Source organism: Hymenobacter ruricola (assembly GCF_015694525.1).
Lineage (GTDB): Bacteria > Bacteroidota > Bacteroidia > Cytophagales > Hymenobacteraceae > Hymenobacter > Hymenobacter ruricola.
The window spans coordinates 371,898-388,519 of the sequence record NZ_JADQDM010000003.1 but is presented as its reverse complement, the minus strand read 5'-3'; the positions used below and the strand labels follow the sequence as shown (position 1 = coordinate 388,519).

The window sequence follows — 16,622 nt, the reverse complement described above, 5'->3', positions numbered from 1 at the left end:
ACCGCACCCGGTTGCGCACCGCCCGCCTTTGCAGCCGGGTGCTGGCGAAGCCTTGGCCACTTCTACGAGCACCGGGCTACCCCAGTGCCGAAGCAATACTGGCGCCCTCTGCCTTCTAATCACCCGTCCCTTTCTGCTTGCAATGATGAGAAAACGTTACCGATTCTGTTGTCCTTCACGTGTTTTTGCGGTTTGTTTGCTGGCTTTGACCGGGGTGCTTGCCGCGGTCAGGCAGGAGGCCCGGGCCGAGTCGACCCATCCGGCCAAGGGGCTTTCCGCCGCGCCGCGCAGCATCACCCATACGCAGTCGGCCGTCACCTACAGCCTGCAAGGCGACCGGGGCGTGCCGACGCTGGCGTTCGGGTCGCGCCACCTGTTTCTGGACCTGGACAACGACGGCGACCAGGACGTGCTGTATCAAACGGGGAATTCGACGGGTGCGGGCATCGCCGTGCAGCTCAACAGCGGGGGCGCCTTCGGGGCCGCCATCGCGCAGCCCAGCGGCGCGGCCTTTACCGGGGGCCCGCTGGCCGGAGTGTATTTCACGCAGGTGGCCCCACCCCAGACCCAGGCCGTGGACCTGGATAACGACGGCGACCCGGACATCGTGGAGTTTCTCAACGGCACCGCTCCGCGCGTCATCCTTAACAACGGCAACGGCACGTTTACGGCCGCCGGTACTACGGGCCTGCCCACCCTCGCCTTCGGCTCCCGGCAGCTGTTCGTGGACCTGGATAATGACGGCGACCCGGACCTGCTCTACCAAACCAGCAACTCCTCCGGGCAGGGCTTCAACGTGCAGCTCAACAACGGCAACGGCACGTTTGCAGCGGCTATTGCGGCCAACGGCAGCGGCACGTTTGGCAGCGGGCCGCTCAATGGCATCACGTTTACCCAGCTCACGCAGCCGTCGCTCACCGCGGCGGACCTGGACGACGACGGCGACCCAGACCTCGTGGACTACCAGAACAACACGGCCCCACGGCTCGTGCGCAACAACGGCAACGGCACGTTCACGGCCCTAGCCCTCGGCAGCCTGCCCACCCTTGCGTTCGGGGCCCGCTACCTGCTCTTCGACGTGGAATCGGATGGCGACCAAGACATCCTGTACCAGACCGGCAACACTACGGCCACCGGCATCCGCTTGCAGCTGAACAACGGCGACGGGACGTTCGCGGCTGCCATCGCCGCTACTGACGGCACGGGCGCTTTCAGCAGCGGCCCGCTCAGTGGCATGGCCTTCAGCCAGATATCCGCCCCGGCCCTTGACGCCGTGGACTACGACCGGGACGGCGACCAGGACCTGTTCGACTTTGTGAACGGCGCGGCCCCGCGCAGCCTTCGGCAGGACGGCACCCGCCCCCAACTGAGCAGCACCGCGCCGGCCGATAACGCCACCGGCGTGAGCCCGGCCACGAACTTGGTGCTGACTTTCGACCGGAGCGTAAGCAAGGGCAACGGTAACCTGTACCTGGTTCGCGTGTCGGATAACGCAGTGGTGGAAACCACGCCCATCGGGAGTGCGGCGGTGACGGGCGCGGGCACCACCTGGACCTATAACCCCGTCATCACCCTGGCCAGCAACACGGCGTATGCGCTGCGCAGCGACGAGGAAACGTTTATCGACGCGGACGGACGCACGTTTTACGGCATCTTCGACAACACGACCTATAATTTCACGACGGGCGCACCGGCGGTAGCACCCACCGTGACCACGGATGTACCCGCCAGCATCACGGGCGCCGGCGCTGTGCTGGGCGGCAACGTCGCGGCCGATGGCGGCGCGGCGGTGAGCGAGCGCGGCGTGGTGTACGTGCCGGGCAGCGGCACCCCAACCACCGCCAATACGAAAGTGGCGATTGGCGCAGGCACGGGCAGTTATTCGACCACGGTAACGGGCCTGGCCAGCGGCACCCTCTACTCGGTGCGGGCCTACGCTACTAACAGCGCGGGCACCAGCTACGGCGGCGTGCAAACCTTCACGACCCTGACCACGATTGTGTCGAGCGTGCGAACGGGCGCGTCGCCCACCAACGCCGGCAGCGTGAGCTTCGCGGTCACGTTTGCCAGCAACGTGAGTGGGCTTACTACCGGCAACTTTTCCGTGGCCGCCAGCGGGGTTTCGGGGGCCAGCGTGGCGAGCGTCAGCGGTTCGGGAAACGCCTACACCGTGGTCGTGAATACGGGGACGGGCAGCGGCACGGTGCAGCTGCAGCTGAGCAACTCGACCGGCATTACGCCGGGCGTCAGCAACGTGCCTTTTACCACGGGTGACTCATACACCATCGACAAAGCCGCCCCTACGGCAGTCATTACGAGTTCGGCCGGCGCCTCGGGCGGCAACACCAATGCTTCGCCTTTCACGGTGACTGTGACCTTTTCGGAGAGCGTGACGGGCTTCGCGGCCGGCGATGTGACGGTGACCAACGGCGCACTCAGCGGCTTCGGCGGCAGCGGCACGACCTACTCCTTCACCCTGACGCCGGCCGCCAACGGCCTGGTCACGGTGAGCGTACCGGCCAGCTCGGCCCAGGACGCGGCCGGCAATGGCAACGTGGCGGCCCCTTCATACAGCATCACCTACGCCGCTCCCGTCACGGCCACCGTCTGGACGGGCAGCGCGAGCACCGACTGGTTTGCGGCGGCCAACTGGACCGCCGGCGTGCCCACGGCCGCGCTCGACGCCACCGTGCCCGCCGCGGCGCCGCGCATGCCCCTGCTGACCAACGGCCCGGCCACGACCAAAAACTTAACCATTGCCAGCGCCGCTACGCTGGCCCAAAGCGGTGGCACGCTGGACGTGCGCGGCAACTGGACCAACAACGGCGCCTTTACTGCCACCGGCGGCACGGTGGAGCTGGGAGCTACCGCCACGGCCAGCATTGCCGGGAGCAGCGCCACGCGCTTCTGGAACCTGACCACCCAGCAGAACGGGGCCGACCTGAACACCAGCGCGGGACTAACCATCCAGCGCCTGCTGACCACCGTGGGCAACCTGAACCTGAACGGCAACCCCACCACGCTGCTTTCCGATGCCACGGGGACGGCCCTGGTCTACAACAATCCCGGCCGCGTGGTGGGCGCCACGGCCGTGGTGCAGCGCTACCTCAGCCCCGACCTGAACCCCGGCCCCGGCTACCGGCACCTGGCTTCCCCGATAGCCAACGCCGCCCAGGTGGGCGGCCTGGCCACGACCGGCTTTACTCCCATCGTAAACCCGGCCTACAACACGGCCGCCGCGCCGAATCTGGTGACGCCCTTTCCGAACGTGTACGGCTACGACCAAACCCGGCTGGCTTCGGTGGCCAACGGCCTTTCCGCCTTCGACAAGGGCTGGTACTCGCCCACGAACCCCACCGACGTGCTGCCCTCGGGCAAGGGCTTCACGGTTAATATTAGCGCCGGCCTTGCGGTGAGCTTCGCCGGCGGGCCGCTGCATACCGGCACCCTGAGCAGCACGCTAACCCGCAATGCCAGCGCGTCGGCCAACGCGGCCGACGCGGGGTGGCACCTGGTCGGCAACCCCTACCCTTCGCCTTTCGACTACTCGCTGGTGGCCCCGGCCGACCGGGCAGGCCTGGACGCGGCCATCTACGTGTTTGCAAGCACGAGCCAGTACGCGGGCAGCTACCGCGCCTACGTGAACGGGGTCGGGGGCGACCCCATTCTTGCCCTGGGGCAGGGTTTTTTCGTGCGGGTGAATGCCGGGCAGACGGCCGCTACGCTCACCTTCCGCGACGCCGCCCGCGTGACGAGCTACCAGAACCCGGTGTTCCACCGGGGCAGTAGCACCCGCCCGCTCGTGCAGTTGGATTTGCAAGGAGGTGGCCTGAGCGACCCGCTTTACGTGTACTTCGAGCCAGGCGCCACGGCCGGCACCGATGCAGGGTTCGATGCGGTGAAATTGCCCAACTCGCACGGCCTGAACCTGACCGCCGTAGCGGGCAATGACGAGCTAGCCATTGCTGGGCTGCCGGCCCTGGGCGCCACGCCCGTAACCGTGCCGCTGACCGTCCGCGTGCCCACCGCCGGCACTTATGTCCTTAACGCCGCCCAGCTTGCGAATCTGCCCGCAGGCGTAACGGCCTACCTACGCGACCGGCAAACCGGCGCCCTGGTGGACCTGAGCGCGCAGCCGAGCTACGCCTTCCAGTTGAGTGCCACCACCAGCGGGCGTTTCGAATTGCTTGTTATGGCCCAACGGGCGCTGGCGACTGCTCCATCGGACGGCGCGGCCCAGGTAGCGGTGTTCCCCAACCCGGCCGAAGCCAAGGTTTTCCTGGAGCTTCCCGCCAGCCTGAACGGCGCGGCCGTTCAGGCCGAGCTGCTCGACGCCGTGGGCCGGGTAGTGCGCGCCCAAGAATTGCCGGGTAGTTCTGCCCCGCGCACGTTCTCGTTGGCGGAAGTGGCCGCGGGGGTGTATTCGTTGCGGGTAACCACTCCGGTTGGGGTAGTGGTGAAAAAGCTGGTAGTGGAATAATATTGCTTGTCGATGAACAAACGACTACTGTGCTTGTGGGTGATGCTGCTGGGTTGGGCCGGGCCCGCCCGGGCCCAGTCCGATACCACGTTCTGGTTTGTGGCGCCCGAGGTCACCAGCGGCTCACTCCCCAGCGCCCTCGACCGGCCCGTGCTGCTACGTTTTTCCTCCCTCGGGCAAGCCAGTACCGTGCGGGTGAGCGAGCCGGCCAATGCGGCGTTTGTGCCCTACACCGTGGCCGTGCCGGCCAACCAAAGCGTGAGCCTCAACCTGACCAGCCAGCTGGCCTTGCTCGAAAACCAGCCCGCCGGCCAGACCCTGAACCGTGGCTTGCTCATCCGCGCCAGCCAGCCCATCACGGCGGAATACGAAGTGAACTCCCAATGCCGATGCAACGACGAGGTGTTCGTCCTGCGGGGCCGCGCGGCTTTGGGCACGGAGTTCTACGCCCCCTTCCAGGACGTCTGGGACAACGGCCCGCAGTACACGCCCCCGGCCCGCTCCTCGATTGACGTGGTGGCCACCGAAAACAACACCCAGGTCACCTTCGTCCCGACGCAGCCCACTACCGTGGGTTCCGCCCGGGCACCCATCACGGTGCTGCTGCAACGGGGCCAGACCTACTCCCTGGTGGCGGCCGGCATCACGGCCGCGGCGCACCTCGGCGGCACCCACATCACGAGCACCCGGCCCGTTGCCGTCACGGTTAAAGACGACGCGGTGGCGGTGCTGCGCAACTCCTGCGACGGGGACGACCTGGTGGGTGACCAGCTGCTGCCCGTCAGCCGCTTGGGCGACGAGTACGTCATCGTGAAAAGCAGTCCGGAGGATGTGCTGGCCGTCGTGGTGTCCACCCAGCCCGGCACGTTGGTTTCCGTCAATGGCTCCAGCGCCGTCGTGGGCCTGCTCAGCGCCGGCCAAACCTACGACGTGCCCTTGCTCACGCCCTCGACGCTGCTGCAAGCCTCGGCCCCCGTTTACGTGCTGCACCTCGCCCGGGCCGGCTGCGACTTGGCCGAGGCAGTGCTGCCCCCCGTGGACTGCACCGGCAGCCGGCAGGTCAATATCACGCGCGGGGCCGACGTCGACAGCCTGGCGCTCACCCTCGTCGTGCCGGCGGGGGGAGAAAGCAGCTTTCGGTTCAACGGCCGGGCGGGGGTGATACCGGCCGCCGCCTTTTCCGCCGTGCCCGGCAGCAACGGGCGCTGGCTGGCCGCCCGGGTGCCCCTGACGCTGGCCCAGCTGCCGGCCGGCGCCACGGCCACGGTGAGCAACGCCATCGACGTATTCCAGCTGGGCGTGCTGCAACGCCGCACCGGGTTTGCCGGCAGCTACACCTACGCCCATTTCACGGACCTGACCGGCTTTGCAGTGGACCTGGGCCCCGACCGGCAACTCTGCGCCGGCCAGTCTCTCACGTTGCGGGCCGCCAGCGGGCCCGGCGCCGCGTACCAGTGGAGCACGGGCACCACCGACTCGACCCTGGCCGTGACGCAACCGGGCACGTACTGGGTGCGCGTGCAGCGCGGCGCCTGCACGGCCACCGACACGGTGCGGGTGAGCGTGCGCACGCCGACGGTGCAAGTGACGCCCCCGCTTAGCCTTTGTGCCGGAAGTAGCGCAGTGCTTCAGGCCCAGGCCCCCGACGCCGTGGCCTACCGCTGGAACACGGGCGCCACCGGCCCCGCGCTAACGGTCAGCCAGGCCGGCACCTATACCGTGACAGCCACGCTGGCGGGTGGGTGCACGGCGCAGGCTTCCACCTCGGTTACGCTGAATGCGCTCCCCCGCTTTTCCCTCGGCCCCGATACGCTGCTGTGTGCGGAGGAACGGCTAACCCTAACGGCGCCCCAGCAGGCCAGCAGTGGCTTGCTATGGAGCACCGGCAGCCAGCAGCCGGCCATTGAGGTGGAGCAGCCCGGGCTGTACTGGCTGCAGCTCACGCGGGCGGGCTGCGTGTTCCGCGACAGCATCGTGGTGCGCCGGGAGGAGTGCCAGCCGCTGATTCCCAACGTCATCACGCCCAACGGCGACGCGGCCAACCAGGCCTTCGTCATCCGCAGTGCCCGCGCCTACCAGTGGCGACTGCGGGTGTTTAACCGCTGGGGCCGGCAGGTCTTCGAAAGCGCCGACTACCGCAACGACTGGAGCGCGCAGGGCCAGGGAAACGGCTTGTTCTACTATCTGGCCGAGAACATGACACTTGGCCGCCGCTACAAAGGCTGGGTGGAGGTGCTGGGGAAATAAGCGGTAAAGCATTTCCTGTTCGCGGTGGCCAACCAATTAAGGTCACAGCCCTGCTGCTCTATGGGTTGACAAGTGTGCCAAACCCCATAAGGCCCTGCCTGTCCTGCTGAAAATGCGCGACCCCAGCCCCCGTCAAGGCTCATTTCCCTGGCCACCTGCCCAATCTACCGGGGCAGGTGCGGGACACCCCAAAGCTTGCAACACAACCGGCACCGGCCGGTCACATCCGCCATGAGCCGTCCATCTATGTACTTTCCCACCGACAAGCACCAGCACCTTATGAAACAGGTATCGCAAGACTATACGGCGCGGTTTGTGGCGCTGGCTGTCTTGTTTGCTGTGCTCTTGCTGAATGGCGGGCAGCTTGCGGCCGCCCAACACCCGGCACCTACGCCCCGAGGGGCCCGCAGTGGTATGCCCTTCATCCGGGCTACTTCTGCTCAAATCAAAATCCTGGATGGTAACTACCTACAGGATGGCGGTTTGGCCCCCGGGTTGAAGCCCGACACGTACGTCTACCGCAAGTCGGCTAAGCCTAAAAGGATAGTCTACTACACGGACTTGGATAGCCTGTCGTTTCTCGTCACGAAAGACACCTACGACTTTGCGATAATCCTCAACGGACGCGACACGTGCTACCAGCGCATCACGGCCCAAAACCCCGCTCAAGTGCAGTACGTGCGGCCGGTTGGCCGCTCGCCGGTGGCCAGCGACACGATTCCGTTTGTACTGGGGACCAACAATGCCATCCATCTACAGGGCAAGCTGAATGGCTCGGCCCCGCTGGACCTGGTATTTGATACCGGCGCCAACATGGGTGTGCTCTCGGAAGAAGGCGCCAAAAAGGGGGCTAGGCTGGCCGGCGACCATGAAAACGTGTTTGAGCTTAGCGGCATTCAACTCAAAAATTCACCCGCCATTTTCGTGGATTATCACGGCGGCACGAAGGCCGACGGCGTGCTCGGCTACAATGCCTTTGAAGACAAGATAGTCGAGATTAACTATGACCGGCACGTGTTGGTAATTTCCAGCACCGCGCGGCCCGAAACCAACGGCTACGCAGCCCTGCCCATGCAGTGGAGAGGCCAAAACCTGTTTGTCGAGGGCTCACTGCTCGTGCGGGGCAAGCCGCACCCCGGCCTGTTCTTGTTCGACACGGGCTCGAAATGGGCGCTTTCGCTCACAAAAGCCTATTGCGCAAAAGAGCAGCTCTACGGCCAGATGACCGAACTGGGCACGCGCGAAGGCCGCGGAGTCAACGGCAAAACCATCGAAAGCCGTACCGTCCGGCTGCCCGCCTTGCAGCTGGGCGAACTCACCCTGCCAAACGTCCCCATCGACTTGGAGCAACCGGGCGAAGGGCAAGGATTGGCCTTCAGCCTTTTGGGCAATGACGTGCTGAAGCGCTTCAACGTCGTACTGGACTACCAGAACGATGTCATCTACCTGCGTCCGAACAGTCTGCTGCGTGCATCCTACAACAGGTCGTTCAACAAACGGCTGCTGCTACTTGCCAGCGGCACGGTACTGGCGCTGGTGGCCGGTGGCATTTTCCGCAAAAGATTGATTGGTCGCTAGTAACCGGCTAACTAGCCGTGCAGCCCTTTATGCGTAGCAAACCTTCCTTCTTCGTCGCCGGCCTGCTTCTCTTACTGGGGCTGCGCGCTTCCGGCCAAACGCCCCCGTTGGCAATGCCCGCCAAAGTAGATGCCACCATTCAGCAGCTCGGAGCGGCCTTCGTCCAGCTACCGGCCCACGCCGGCCTCTCCATTGGCATCGTGCGCAATGGGCAAACCCGCTTATACCATTTTGGCACCACGCGCCGGGGCACCCAGCAACTGCCCACGGCGCAGACGGTATACGAAATTGGCTCCCTCAGCAAAACGTTCGCCAGCCTGCTGCTGGCGCAGGCCGTGGTCGAAAAGCGGGTACGCCTGACCGACGACGTGCGCCAATATCTGGATGGCGACTACCCCAACCTGACCTATCAGGGGAAGCCCATCCAACTTTTGCACCTGGCCAACACCACCGCGGGCCTGCCTAACAATTTTCCGGGACCGGCAGCCTTCGCGGGCCTGCCGCCCGATTCCATCATCCCAGTCAGCGCCCGGCTCGGCGCCCGCTACACCCGGCAGCAGTTTTTCCAGGACCTGCGCCGGACCACGCTGTCGCAGCCCCCGGGCCAGACGCCAGCCCACTCCAACGTGGCCGGGCAGCTGCTGGGCTATGTGCTGGAAAACATCTACCACCAATCCTACGCCGAGTTGCTGAAGACCAGGCTGGAGCAGCCCCTGGGGATGCACGCCGGCGCCGGCCCGGTTGCCTCCGAGCTGGCCGCCACCGGCTACGACGACCAGGGCCGGGCGGCGCCCCTGCTTTCGGCCATGCCCACCCTGCTGGCCGCGGGCGGCCTGCGCTACAGCCCCGCCGACCTGCTGCGCTATGTGGCGTACCAGCTCGACGAAAAGCAGCCCGCCGTGGCCTTGAGCCACCGGGCAACCTGGGGCACGGCCGCCCAGGGCGTGGCCCTGAACTGGCTGGTAAGCCAGACCCTGGACAGCCACCGCCGCCTGCGGCACTCGGGCGGCACCTTTGGCTGCGCCAGCTACTGCGACTTGTACCCCGAGCAGCGCACCGGCTTGGTCTTGCTGGCCAACGAGTCGGACGCCGGCACGCAGGACGCGCTCAAGGCCTTATCGCAGCAAATACTGGTAGCACTGGATGGCGAACCGGCCGGGTGGGCCGCACTGCAGGTGGGCTTGCGGCAGCGGGGCTACGGGCAGGTGCAGGCCCTGGTGCAGCAAGTGCGCCGCACGCATCCGGAATTGTTTCTGGACGAAGAATTCGTGAACGAGTGGGGCTACGGTCTGGCGGGGTCTGGCAAACTGGCGGACGCGCTGGAAGTTTTCAAGCTGAACGTGGCCTTGTACCCCGGCAGTTGGAACACCTACGATAGCCTGGCCGAAACCTACGAGCGGCTTGGTAACCGACCGCTGGCGATTGAGAACTATCAACGTTCCCTGGCCCTCAACGCCGGCAATTCGAATGCCGCCGATTTTCTCAAAAAAGCGGGCGCTCATCCGGCTAAGTAGCCGGTGATGGGGGCTGCAGTCGTCCATTTGCTATTTCCAGTGACTGGTAACTGGTAGCGCCATCGGGACGTGGGGCGGCAACGTTCGCGTGAGCAGTGTTGCGCTACTGCTCCCTGGTTTTGAATTTCACCTCGTAGGCGACCAATGGGCGGCCGTCGGCCGACCTAAATCCACCGCCATTCAGCAGAAAGCTGTAAGTACGACCGGGCTGCAAGGCCACCGGATAAACATAGGACTTTTTATCGGGCGTAAAACTTCCCCGGCCTGCTACCGGCCATTCCGCTTTGCCCCCCGAGCCGTAGTCAGTGCCCGTGTAGGGCGCCATAACGGCCGAAAATTCGATGCGAATTTCTTTTACCGAGGCATCGAGTAGGCCATCGACCGGAATGGTTGGCGTTACATTGGTAACCCTCGGCCGGCTCTGCTCATAAGCTGCCAGCAATTGCTCTTTACCAGGCAGTGCGGGGTAATAGGCAGACGCTCGCAGCAGGGCTTCCACGGCTTTTGCATCCGTGTAATCCAGCTCCAGGAGCTGGCGCACGGCCTCCTTTTTGTTTTTGGCGCGCTGATAATAGGCTTTGCAAATGGCATAGCCCATATAATAGCCCAAGTCCGGCACGTGATGGGGGTCGTCGGATAGTTGATTGTAGAACCAGTTTCGGAGGTACGGGGCAAACATATCGCGCTTGAATTGCTCTTTCAGCTCGGCTTCGTGGGCCGGGCCGTAAGCCACGTAAGGCAGCAACGGCAGTTTGCCGGTCACCAGCTCGGCCACCAGGTCGCACGTCCCTTCGTAGAGGGCTTGGGCCAGCAAGTCCGATTCGGGTGGTCCCTTCTCCTGCGTGTGCACGTATTCGTGCACGTTGAGCACGACCAGGTTTTTCAGGGGCTGACTTTTGAAGTACCGGCTCAGGAAGGCTTGCGTGTTTGTCGGAAATTCCGAAAAGTCGATTCCGGGGTTGCCCGTTGCCATTTCCGCCCCGATAAGCACCATGTCGGCCTTAGTGGTGCCGCTGGAGCGGAGCGCGCCAATGGTAAAATACAGGCCGGCCGGGCGCAGGGCCGGGTACAGCGCGGCCAGCTTTTTCAGGTATGGCTCGATGTCGTTTGCGGCGGTCTTGGCCAGTTGTGTGTTGGGCCGAATCGAATTCCAGAAGCGCGGATACTGCCGAATGGAGTTTACCCATTCCTGCGGGGTGTATTGTTTAACCTCCATGAATGCCCGCAATCCGGCCGTTCCTTTGTCAATGTAGTAGCGGTTGAGATACCGCAGCTGTTTTGCGCTGTCCGTCGTCGTACGGATGCTGTCATAAGCCACCCAAAAGTTGTCAATGTCCGACGTGTATACCAACTGCCGGGGCCGCTGGGCGTAGCCCCCAAGAGTGCTCAATGCACAGAGCAGAACCAGTAAGGCGCTTTTTTGCATGGCGATTTTTGGAAAGGTGAAAGATAGTCGCGGACTTGGCCGACCAATCGCGCGCTTCCCTTTTGGTACCGAAAAGGGAAGCTTTCCAGCCAACGTAGCAAGGAAGGCGTGGGAATTAGACTGGCTGATGTCAGTTGTGCACGACTCTGCTTCAACACTCGACGCTCACTCCTATGCGGTGCCGTGCCGCAGCTCAAACCAACTGCAGTCGCTGAGTGTGTCAGGTTTATTTGAGAGCAGAAAGCCACGAGTCAGGCGCCAACCAAAATGAGCCGACAGGCTAGTACCAGCTACTGCAAAAATCGCGAAATCAAATAGTTAATCTCCCGTTTTTGCGCTTCCGTGGCTCCGTCCCACATATCGTTGTGAAGGGTGGCAGGCAGTTGAATAATCGTCGTGTGGTACTTGGCCTGCTCGGCGGGCGAAGGCAGCACCCCAGGGTCGGCCACTTGGTCGCTGGAGCGTAGCGAGAGGATTTCGGGCCGCCGCTGGCGCGGGAAGGGCACCCGGCGATTGTCCAGGGATATCACTTTTTGCACCAGTTCCGGGTGCTGCTGCGCCAGGAGCATGGCCATGTCGCCGCCGTTGGAATGGCCCACCACCAGCACGTGGCGCAGGTCCAGGCCCGGCTGGCGGCGCTTGAGGGCCTTCAGCGCAAACAGCATGGTTTGCACGCCCCGCGCCCAGTAGGGGTAGCGCGCTTGGTAGACGTTGCCCGTCGCCGTGGGCATGGGCGCGTCACCCGGCAGGTCCTGTTGCAGGCTGGCCACGTAGTAGCCGTGCGCCACCAGGTTTTGGGCGATGAAGGTGTAGTCGGTGTTTTTGCCGCCGTACCCGTGGTTGAGCAAGGCCAGCTTCCGTGTTGGGGTCGACGCGCCGGTTTCGGCCGCCGCGTAGTAGGCCGCTACGGGGATGACGCGCTGGCGGCTGGAATCCACCAGTTCGAATTGGGTCGTTTGCATGGCTACCTGAGCCCGTGGCGCCCCTGCGAGCGCCGCGGCCGGTCGGCTACCCGAGCAGCCGCTGGCCAGCCACAGCAGGGCCCCGCCTAGCATTGACAGTGAGCGGCTCGCGCTGGGGTGGGTTTTGCGACGGTCAGGATGCATTGTATTCGAAAAGCACGGTATTCGTGCGCAAAATTGGCAGTAGGCAGTTACCGGTTGGCTTAGAAAGCGTACCTCTGCTCACCGGCCGTACCGCCGCTGCAAGTACGCTTGGAGCATTGTGAGGCCAGCAGCGGTTTCTGGGGTAGCGGAATTGGCGAATAGGATGTAGGCCCGGTCCGCTTCCTGAATGACTTGCACGCGCGTGATGAAGGCGCCGGCGTTGCCTTCGTTGTAGGCCACGTGGTGCTGGGTGTCCGCCTCCAAGCGGTTGAACCAGCCGTAGGCGAAAACCGGTAGGCCGAATAACAGCTCGTGCACCGTGGCCGCGGGCAGCCCGGCTTCCTCGCCCCGCAGCCCGCGCAGCTGCAACTGAACAAATTTCACGTAGTCGGGCAAAGACACGTTGATGTTCCCAGCGCTGAGCAGCCAGCTCAGCTTCGGGTTAGGAACCGGGGGCAGCGGCTCGCCCGCCGGGTTGTGGCCCCAGGGCTGCGCCGGGTCGGTGAGGTTGGGGTAGCCAAAGCCAAAGGCGATGCCATGGGCCTGGCCCCAGGCTGTCACCAGGTCCTGATACGAGCGGCCGGTGGCTTTTTCCAGCATCAGCCCCGCCAGCACGTAATCAGCGTTGGACGGGGTCAGGCCGTGGGCCTGCCGCCGCATGGGCGGCTGCGCGAGAAAGTAGCGGGCCAGGGCCAAGCGCTGGGCGGCTTCGTCGCCGGTTAGCTCGTCGGGGCTCGGGGAGGCGAAGGTGTACGTGTACGCCGGCAGCCCGGCCCGAAAAGTCAGCAATTGACGAAGGGCGATGGCGCGGTAGCCGCGTCGGCTAGCGGACTGCAGTTCGGGAAACAGGGCAAAAAACGGCGTATCCCACGAAATTTTTCCCGCTTCCACCAGCTCCGCTGCCAGCAAGGCCGTAATGGCTTTGGTATTTGAACCCAAATGAAACCGGTCAGTGGGTTTGGCCGGGTAGCCCGGTTGCTGCCGTTGGTTGCCCAGGGTCTGCATGTCGATTACCCCACCTGCCGTTACGACGGCGTAGGCCAATTCCGGAATGTGATAGGCCAGCCGAACGCTGTCGGCGTATGCGCAGCTCGCCTGGCTGCGGGCCACGCCGCAGCCAAGGACCACCCATGAGGAAATTGCTAGGAAGGGAATGCGCCAATCATGCATAGAGGGCAATACTTTACCGCGGAGCCGACGTTTGTACGAGGTGCGTCAGGCCCGGCACCAGGCGATGAATCCGGTTGAGCGAGGCCGCCGAATTTGTTCGTTTATCGGCCACTAAGCGCAGCCGTCCCGGCGCCGCCTGCACCGTCAGGGCAGTGCGGTCAGCAAGCAGCAGGCGGGTATCCTCGGCCTGACTGGCGGAAAGCGGAACCGCGGGCCGCAACGAGTCATTCAGGAGCCCAATAATGCGAGCACTCTGCGCCACGTTGTAGCTGGCCACTATCTTGAATTGGTCATCTGAATCACTAACCGTAATGGCCACGCGGTTGGACGTAGGTTGCCCAATCAGCCACAACGGGCCGGCGAGTAGCAGCACGAGACCGCCGCCCAAAAGAACTTTCTTCATGATTTAAAGGAAAACAAGGCGGAGTTGAGCCGAAAGCAGCGCTTCAGAAGTATGAGCTGGCAGACTAGGATTAGACCGGTCTACTCCCCTTCTGTTGCACTCCTTGCGGTAAATTCCCCGGCGCCCTAGGAAAGGGGCCATCATTCATTTCCGGTTAGCTGAGAATGCATTATTTACGCCCCTGAACAAAGTGGCAGTAGCTCGTATTCTCGTGCGCCAACGTGCCGACCAGAGGCACGGGCAGGACCAATGGGCCACCCTAGGTGTCAACCGGCACTTGCTACAATCTTTTTAAGTAAGACAATTTGCCCTAAGTGGTAGTAGCTGTGTTCAATCATGGCGTCTATGTTGCGGCGGTAGGTTCCATACATTTTGTCCACAAATACCTCATCTAATTTTTCTTCGGGCATTTGTTCAAGCAAGGAAGCAAACTTTTCTGCATCGTTGAAAAAGGTATGCAAAAAGGTTTCCCATTCCTCTTGCGAACCAACGGGCTCGAAATCAAAACTGTATTTGTCCTTAATCTTCAAATCCCCGCCTTCAAAGACGTGTCTTATTCCATTTATGTAGTAGTGAATGTGTTGGGTCAGAGTGGCAATTGAATTTAAAGAGCCTGACTCACCCACCGCTATTTCCCAGCCCAAACCGGTCAATTGGTGTTGGTAATTAGTGTTGGCAATCCAAGTGCCGTTGAGAATAACTTCCCGAAAACGAGTTGCTAATTCAGCCGTATTTTTCATGTCTGTTTCTGACGTTCGTTATTCCTGCGACGGCTCATAAAAGTAATTTATGGGCGGCGTTCCCGCACGGTCTACATCCGCAACCAGGGCCACAGCATCACCGAGGCCATCAACCGGCAGCTGGCGCACTACCCCTACCACGTGGGCCAACTCGTGTCCATCGGCAAGCTGGTGCTCGACGGCCAGTGGCAGTCGCTCTCCATTCCACAGGGTAATTCGCAGGGCTACAACGCCGAGAAGTTTGCCCATCCCAAGCGTACAGCGCATTTCACCGACGAGTATTTGCAAAACCAGCCGCCCTCGGCATCCTAGAAAGGTCCAAGCCGCCTGCTTTCGGCAGGCATGACCAGCCGATTCCGCCACTTTTCACAGGCTTATTTACTCAGAGTCATGCCCACTCTTAATATACCTGATACCCCCGAAAAACGTGAGATGGAGGCCCGCCAAGCCAGGCTCTTTACTGACTACGTCCGCATCCTGACTTACCAGCCGCAGTACGCAGCGGATTTCAAGCGCCTGAACGTGGAATGGATTGAGAAAGACTTCGTGCTCGAAGCCGCCGACCTGAAGATGCTTGACCACCCCGAGGGACTCTTGGTTGCCGACGGCTGAAGGCGGGATAGTTCCAGTGAATTGATAAGTGACTCAGAAAGTATAGCTCAGAAAGTCATGTTACGGAACCCACTTCCTGAGCCAGTAGGATGACCAGCGCGACAGGATTGCGCCAAGCTAGGTGGTTGGTTCAGAAAGGCCTAACTTTCGGAGCCTAGCGCAGACCACAATCAACAACAAATTTCTTTGTCTTGCTCGTAACGCCTTAGCGACCAGCATTCACTTTCAACCGGCACCTGCTGCGAGTTTCAGTCAGTCCAATTCCTAACTCTTCCTACGCCTAATGCATCGGCTTCTCGGCTTGCTTCTGCTACTCGCTCCCCTGCTTGTTCACGGACAAAATGCGGCAAACGAATTATTTCAGCACTACACGCTCCATCGGCCCCAACTGAAAAGCTTTGATATTCACGTCACAAAGTCAGACTCTAAAGCCAAAAGGCCGTTGCTAGTGTACCTCGACGGCTCGGGCAACTTTCCGCTCTACTACAAAACCAAATCGGGGCGCTATAACAGCTCCGTACCCCTAAACATCAGCAAGTACGCGAAAGACTACTACATCGTAGTTATCAGCAAACCGGGCATCCCATTCAAAGACAGCTTGCGCTACGACAATTCGGGCCGTCGGTACTATCCCGAAAACAATACCTTCAAGCAACTCTACAGCTTAGATTGGCGGGCGGAAGCAGCCTCGGCAACCATCGACTACCTAGTTAAAAAGCTCCCCATTGATACTCGCAAGGTTATCGTTATGGGTTACTCCGAAGGGTCACAGGTCGCGCCTCGGGTGGCGGTGCTCAACAAAAAGGTTACGCATGTCATCTGCATGGCAGGCAACGCCTTAAATCAGCTATATGACTTTCTACTAGCTGCCCGCTTGCAAGCGGAGCAGCAACAGCTAAGCCGGATTGAAAGTCAGCGGATTGTTGATTCGTTATATACGGAGTACGCCAAGATTTACCGCTCCCCTAAGGCCGTGGACCACACCTGGTACGGGGCCACGTACCTAAAATGGAGCAGCTTCAGTCGTACAACTCCCTTGGAAAACATGCTCCGGCTCTCTATTCCAATTTTGTATATTGCTGGCGGCCGCGATGATAATCAAACGATTATGAGCATGGACTACGCCAAACTAGAATTTTTGCGCCAAGGCAAATCCAATCTCACCTACCGGGTTTATCCGGACTGTAATCACTATTTTCAGGAAGAAAAAACGGTTGATGGGGTGATAAAAAAATCGGACCGCATCGACGAAGTGCATCAGTTTGCCATTGAGTGGGTGACAACTGTTGGCAAATAGCCCTCCGGTAAGATAGTAGGATAGGTTCTCCTGCGCCGAACCAACTGCG

General features: G+C 62.0%; 12 protein-coding genes. 7 read left to right on the top strand and 5 right to left on the bottom strand.

Features of this window, described 5'->3' with window-relative positions:
- Positions 1-196: 196 nt before the first annotated feature.
- From I2H31_RS09540 to I2H31_RS09525, 4 genes are all read left to right on the top strand, one after another.
- Positions 197-4,480 (top strand): FG-GAP-like repeat-containing protein, encoded by a 4,284-nt coding sequence (locus I2H31_RS09540; RefSeq protein WP_196292793.1) that lies wholly within the window; start codon positions 197-199, stop codon positions 4,478-4,480.
- Positions 4,481-4,492: 12 nt separating this feature from the next.
- Positions 4,493-6,727 carry a T9SS type B sorting domain-containing protein gene (locus tag I2H31_RS09535; protein WP_196292792.1) on the top strand — a complete coding sequence of 745 codons (2,235 nt, stop codon included), beginning with the start codon at positions 4,493-4,495 and terminating at the stop codon, positions 6,725-6,727.
- 246 nt (positions 6,728-6,973) lie between these two features.
- On the top strand, positions 6,974-8,305 hold the full coding sequence (locus tag I2H31_RS09530) for a pepsin/retropepsin-like aspartic protease family protein (RefSeq protein WP_196292791.1): 1,332 nt from the start codon (positions 6,974-6,976) through the stop codon (positions 8,303-8,305).
- Between the two features lie 113 nt (positions 8,306-8,418).
- Positions 8,419-9,819 carry a serine hydrolase domain-containing protein gene (locus tag I2H31_RS09525; protein ID WP_230687619.1) on the top strand — a complete coding sequence of 467 codons (1,401 nt, stop codon included), beginning with the start codon at positions 8,419-8,421 and terminating at the stop codon, positions 9,817-9,819.
- Positions 9,820-9,922: 103 nt separating this feature from the next.
- Here the strand turns inward: I2H31_RS09525 and I2H31_RS09520 are convergent, their stop codons facing one another.
- From I2H31_RS09520 to I2H31_RS09500, 5 genes are all read right to left on the bottom strand, one after another.
- A complete protein-coding gene (locus tag I2H31_RS09520; RefSeq protein WP_196292789.1) occupies positions 9,923-11,338 on the bottom strand; it encodes a hypothetical protein in 1,416 nt (471 codons plus the stop codon).
- A gap of 197 nt (positions 11,339-11,535) precedes the next feature.
- Positions 11,536-12,207, bottom strand: coding sequence for an alpha/beta fold hydrolase (locus I2H31_RS09515; RefSeq protein ID WP_196292788.1), 672 nt, complete (start codon positions 12,205-12,207; stop codon positions 11,536-11,538).
- A gap of 222 nt (positions 12,208-12,429) precedes the next feature.
- On the bottom strand, positions 12,430-13,521 hold the full coding sequence (locus I2H31_RS09510; RefSeq protein ID WP_262895774.1) for a serine hydrolase domain-containing protein: 1,092 nt from the start codon (positions 13,519-13,521) through the stop codon (positions 12,430-12,432).
- A 13-nt stretch (positions 13,522-13,534) separates the two neighbouring features.
- Positions 13,535-13,924: a hypothetical protein gene (locus I2H31_RS09505; RefSeq protein ID WP_196292786.1), complete on the bottom strand. Its 390-nt coding sequence runs from the start codon at positions 13,922-13,924 to the stop codon at positions 13,535-13,537.
- 266 nt (positions 13,925-14,190) lie between these two features.
- Positions 14,191-14,664 (bottom strand): DUF1572 family protein, encoded by a 474-nt coding sequence (locus tag I2H31_RS09500; RefSeq protein ID WP_196292785.1) that lies wholly within the window; start codon positions 14,662-14,664, stop codon positions 14,191-14,193.
- 24 nt (positions 14,665-14,688) lie between these two features.
- Here I2H31_RS09500 and I2H31_RS09495 point away from each other — a divergent pair, with 24 nt between their 5' ends.
- From I2H31_RS09495 to I2H31_RS09485, 3 genes are all read left to right on the top strand, one after another.
- On the top strand, positions 14,689-14,976 hold the full coding sequence (locus I2H31_RS09495; RefSeq protein WP_196292906.1) for a DUF1572 family protein: 288 nt from the start codon (positions 14,689-14,691) through the stop codon (positions 14,974-14,976).
- Between the two features lie 78 nt (positions 14,977-15,054).
- Positions 15,055-15,276 carry a hypothetical protein gene (locus tag I2H31_RS09490; protein WP_196292784.1) on the top strand — a complete coding sequence of 74 codons (222 nt, stop codon included), beginning with the start codon at positions 15,055-15,057 and terminating at the stop codon, positions 15,274-15,276.
- A 283-nt stretch (positions 15,277-15,559) separates the two neighbouring features.
- Positions 15,560-16,573, top strand: a complete 1,014-nt coding sequence (locus I2H31_RS09485) for an alpha/beta hydrolase family protein (RefSeq protein WP_196292783.1) — start codon at positions 15,560-15,562, stop codon at positions 16,571-16,573.
- The last annotated feature ends 49 nt before the right edge of the window (positions 16,574-16,622 follow it).

What these genes read in the sequence shown, in the direction of transcription:
- I2H31_RS09490 (WP_196292784.1), top strand. Translation starts at nt 15,055, where the DNA reads ATGCCCACTCTTAATATACCTGATACCCCCGAAAAACGTGAGATGGAG.
- I2H31_RS09485 (WP_196292783.1), top strand. Translation starts at nt 15,560, where the DNA reads ATGCATCGGCTTCTCGGCTTGCTTCTGCTACTCGCTCCCCTGCTTGTT.
- I2H31_RS09535 (WP_196292792.1), top strand. Translation starts at nt 4,493, where the DNA reads ATGAACAAACGACTACTGTGCTTGTGGGTGATGCTGCTGGGTTGGGCC.
- I2H31_RS09525 (WP_230687619.1), top strand. Translation starts at nt 8,419, where the DNA reads ATGCCCGCCAAAGTAGATGCCACCATTCAGCAGCTCGGAGCGGCCTTC.
- I2H31_RS09505 (WP_196292786.1), bottom strand. Translation starts at nt 13,924, where the DNA reads ATGAAGAAAGTTCTTTTGGGCGGCGGTCTCGTGCTGCTACTCGCCGGC.
- I2H31_RS09530 (WP_196292791.1), top strand. Translation starts at nt 6,974, where the DNA reads ATGTACTTTCCCACCGACAAGCACCAGCACCTTATGAAACAGGTATCG.
- I2H31_RS09515 (WP_196292788.1), bottom strand. Translation starts at nt 12,207, where the DNA reads ATGCAAACGACCCAATTCGAACTGGTGGATTCCAGCCGCCAGCGCGTC.
- I2H31_RS09500 (WP_196292785.1), bottom strand. Translation starts at nt 14,664, where the DNA reads ATGAAAAATACGGCTGAATTAGCAACTCGTTTTCGGGAAGTTATTCTC.
- I2H31_RS09510 (WP_262895774.1), bottom strand. Translation starts at nt 13,521, where the DNA reads ATGCATGATTGGCGCATTCCCTTCCTAGCAATTTCCTCATGGGTGGTC.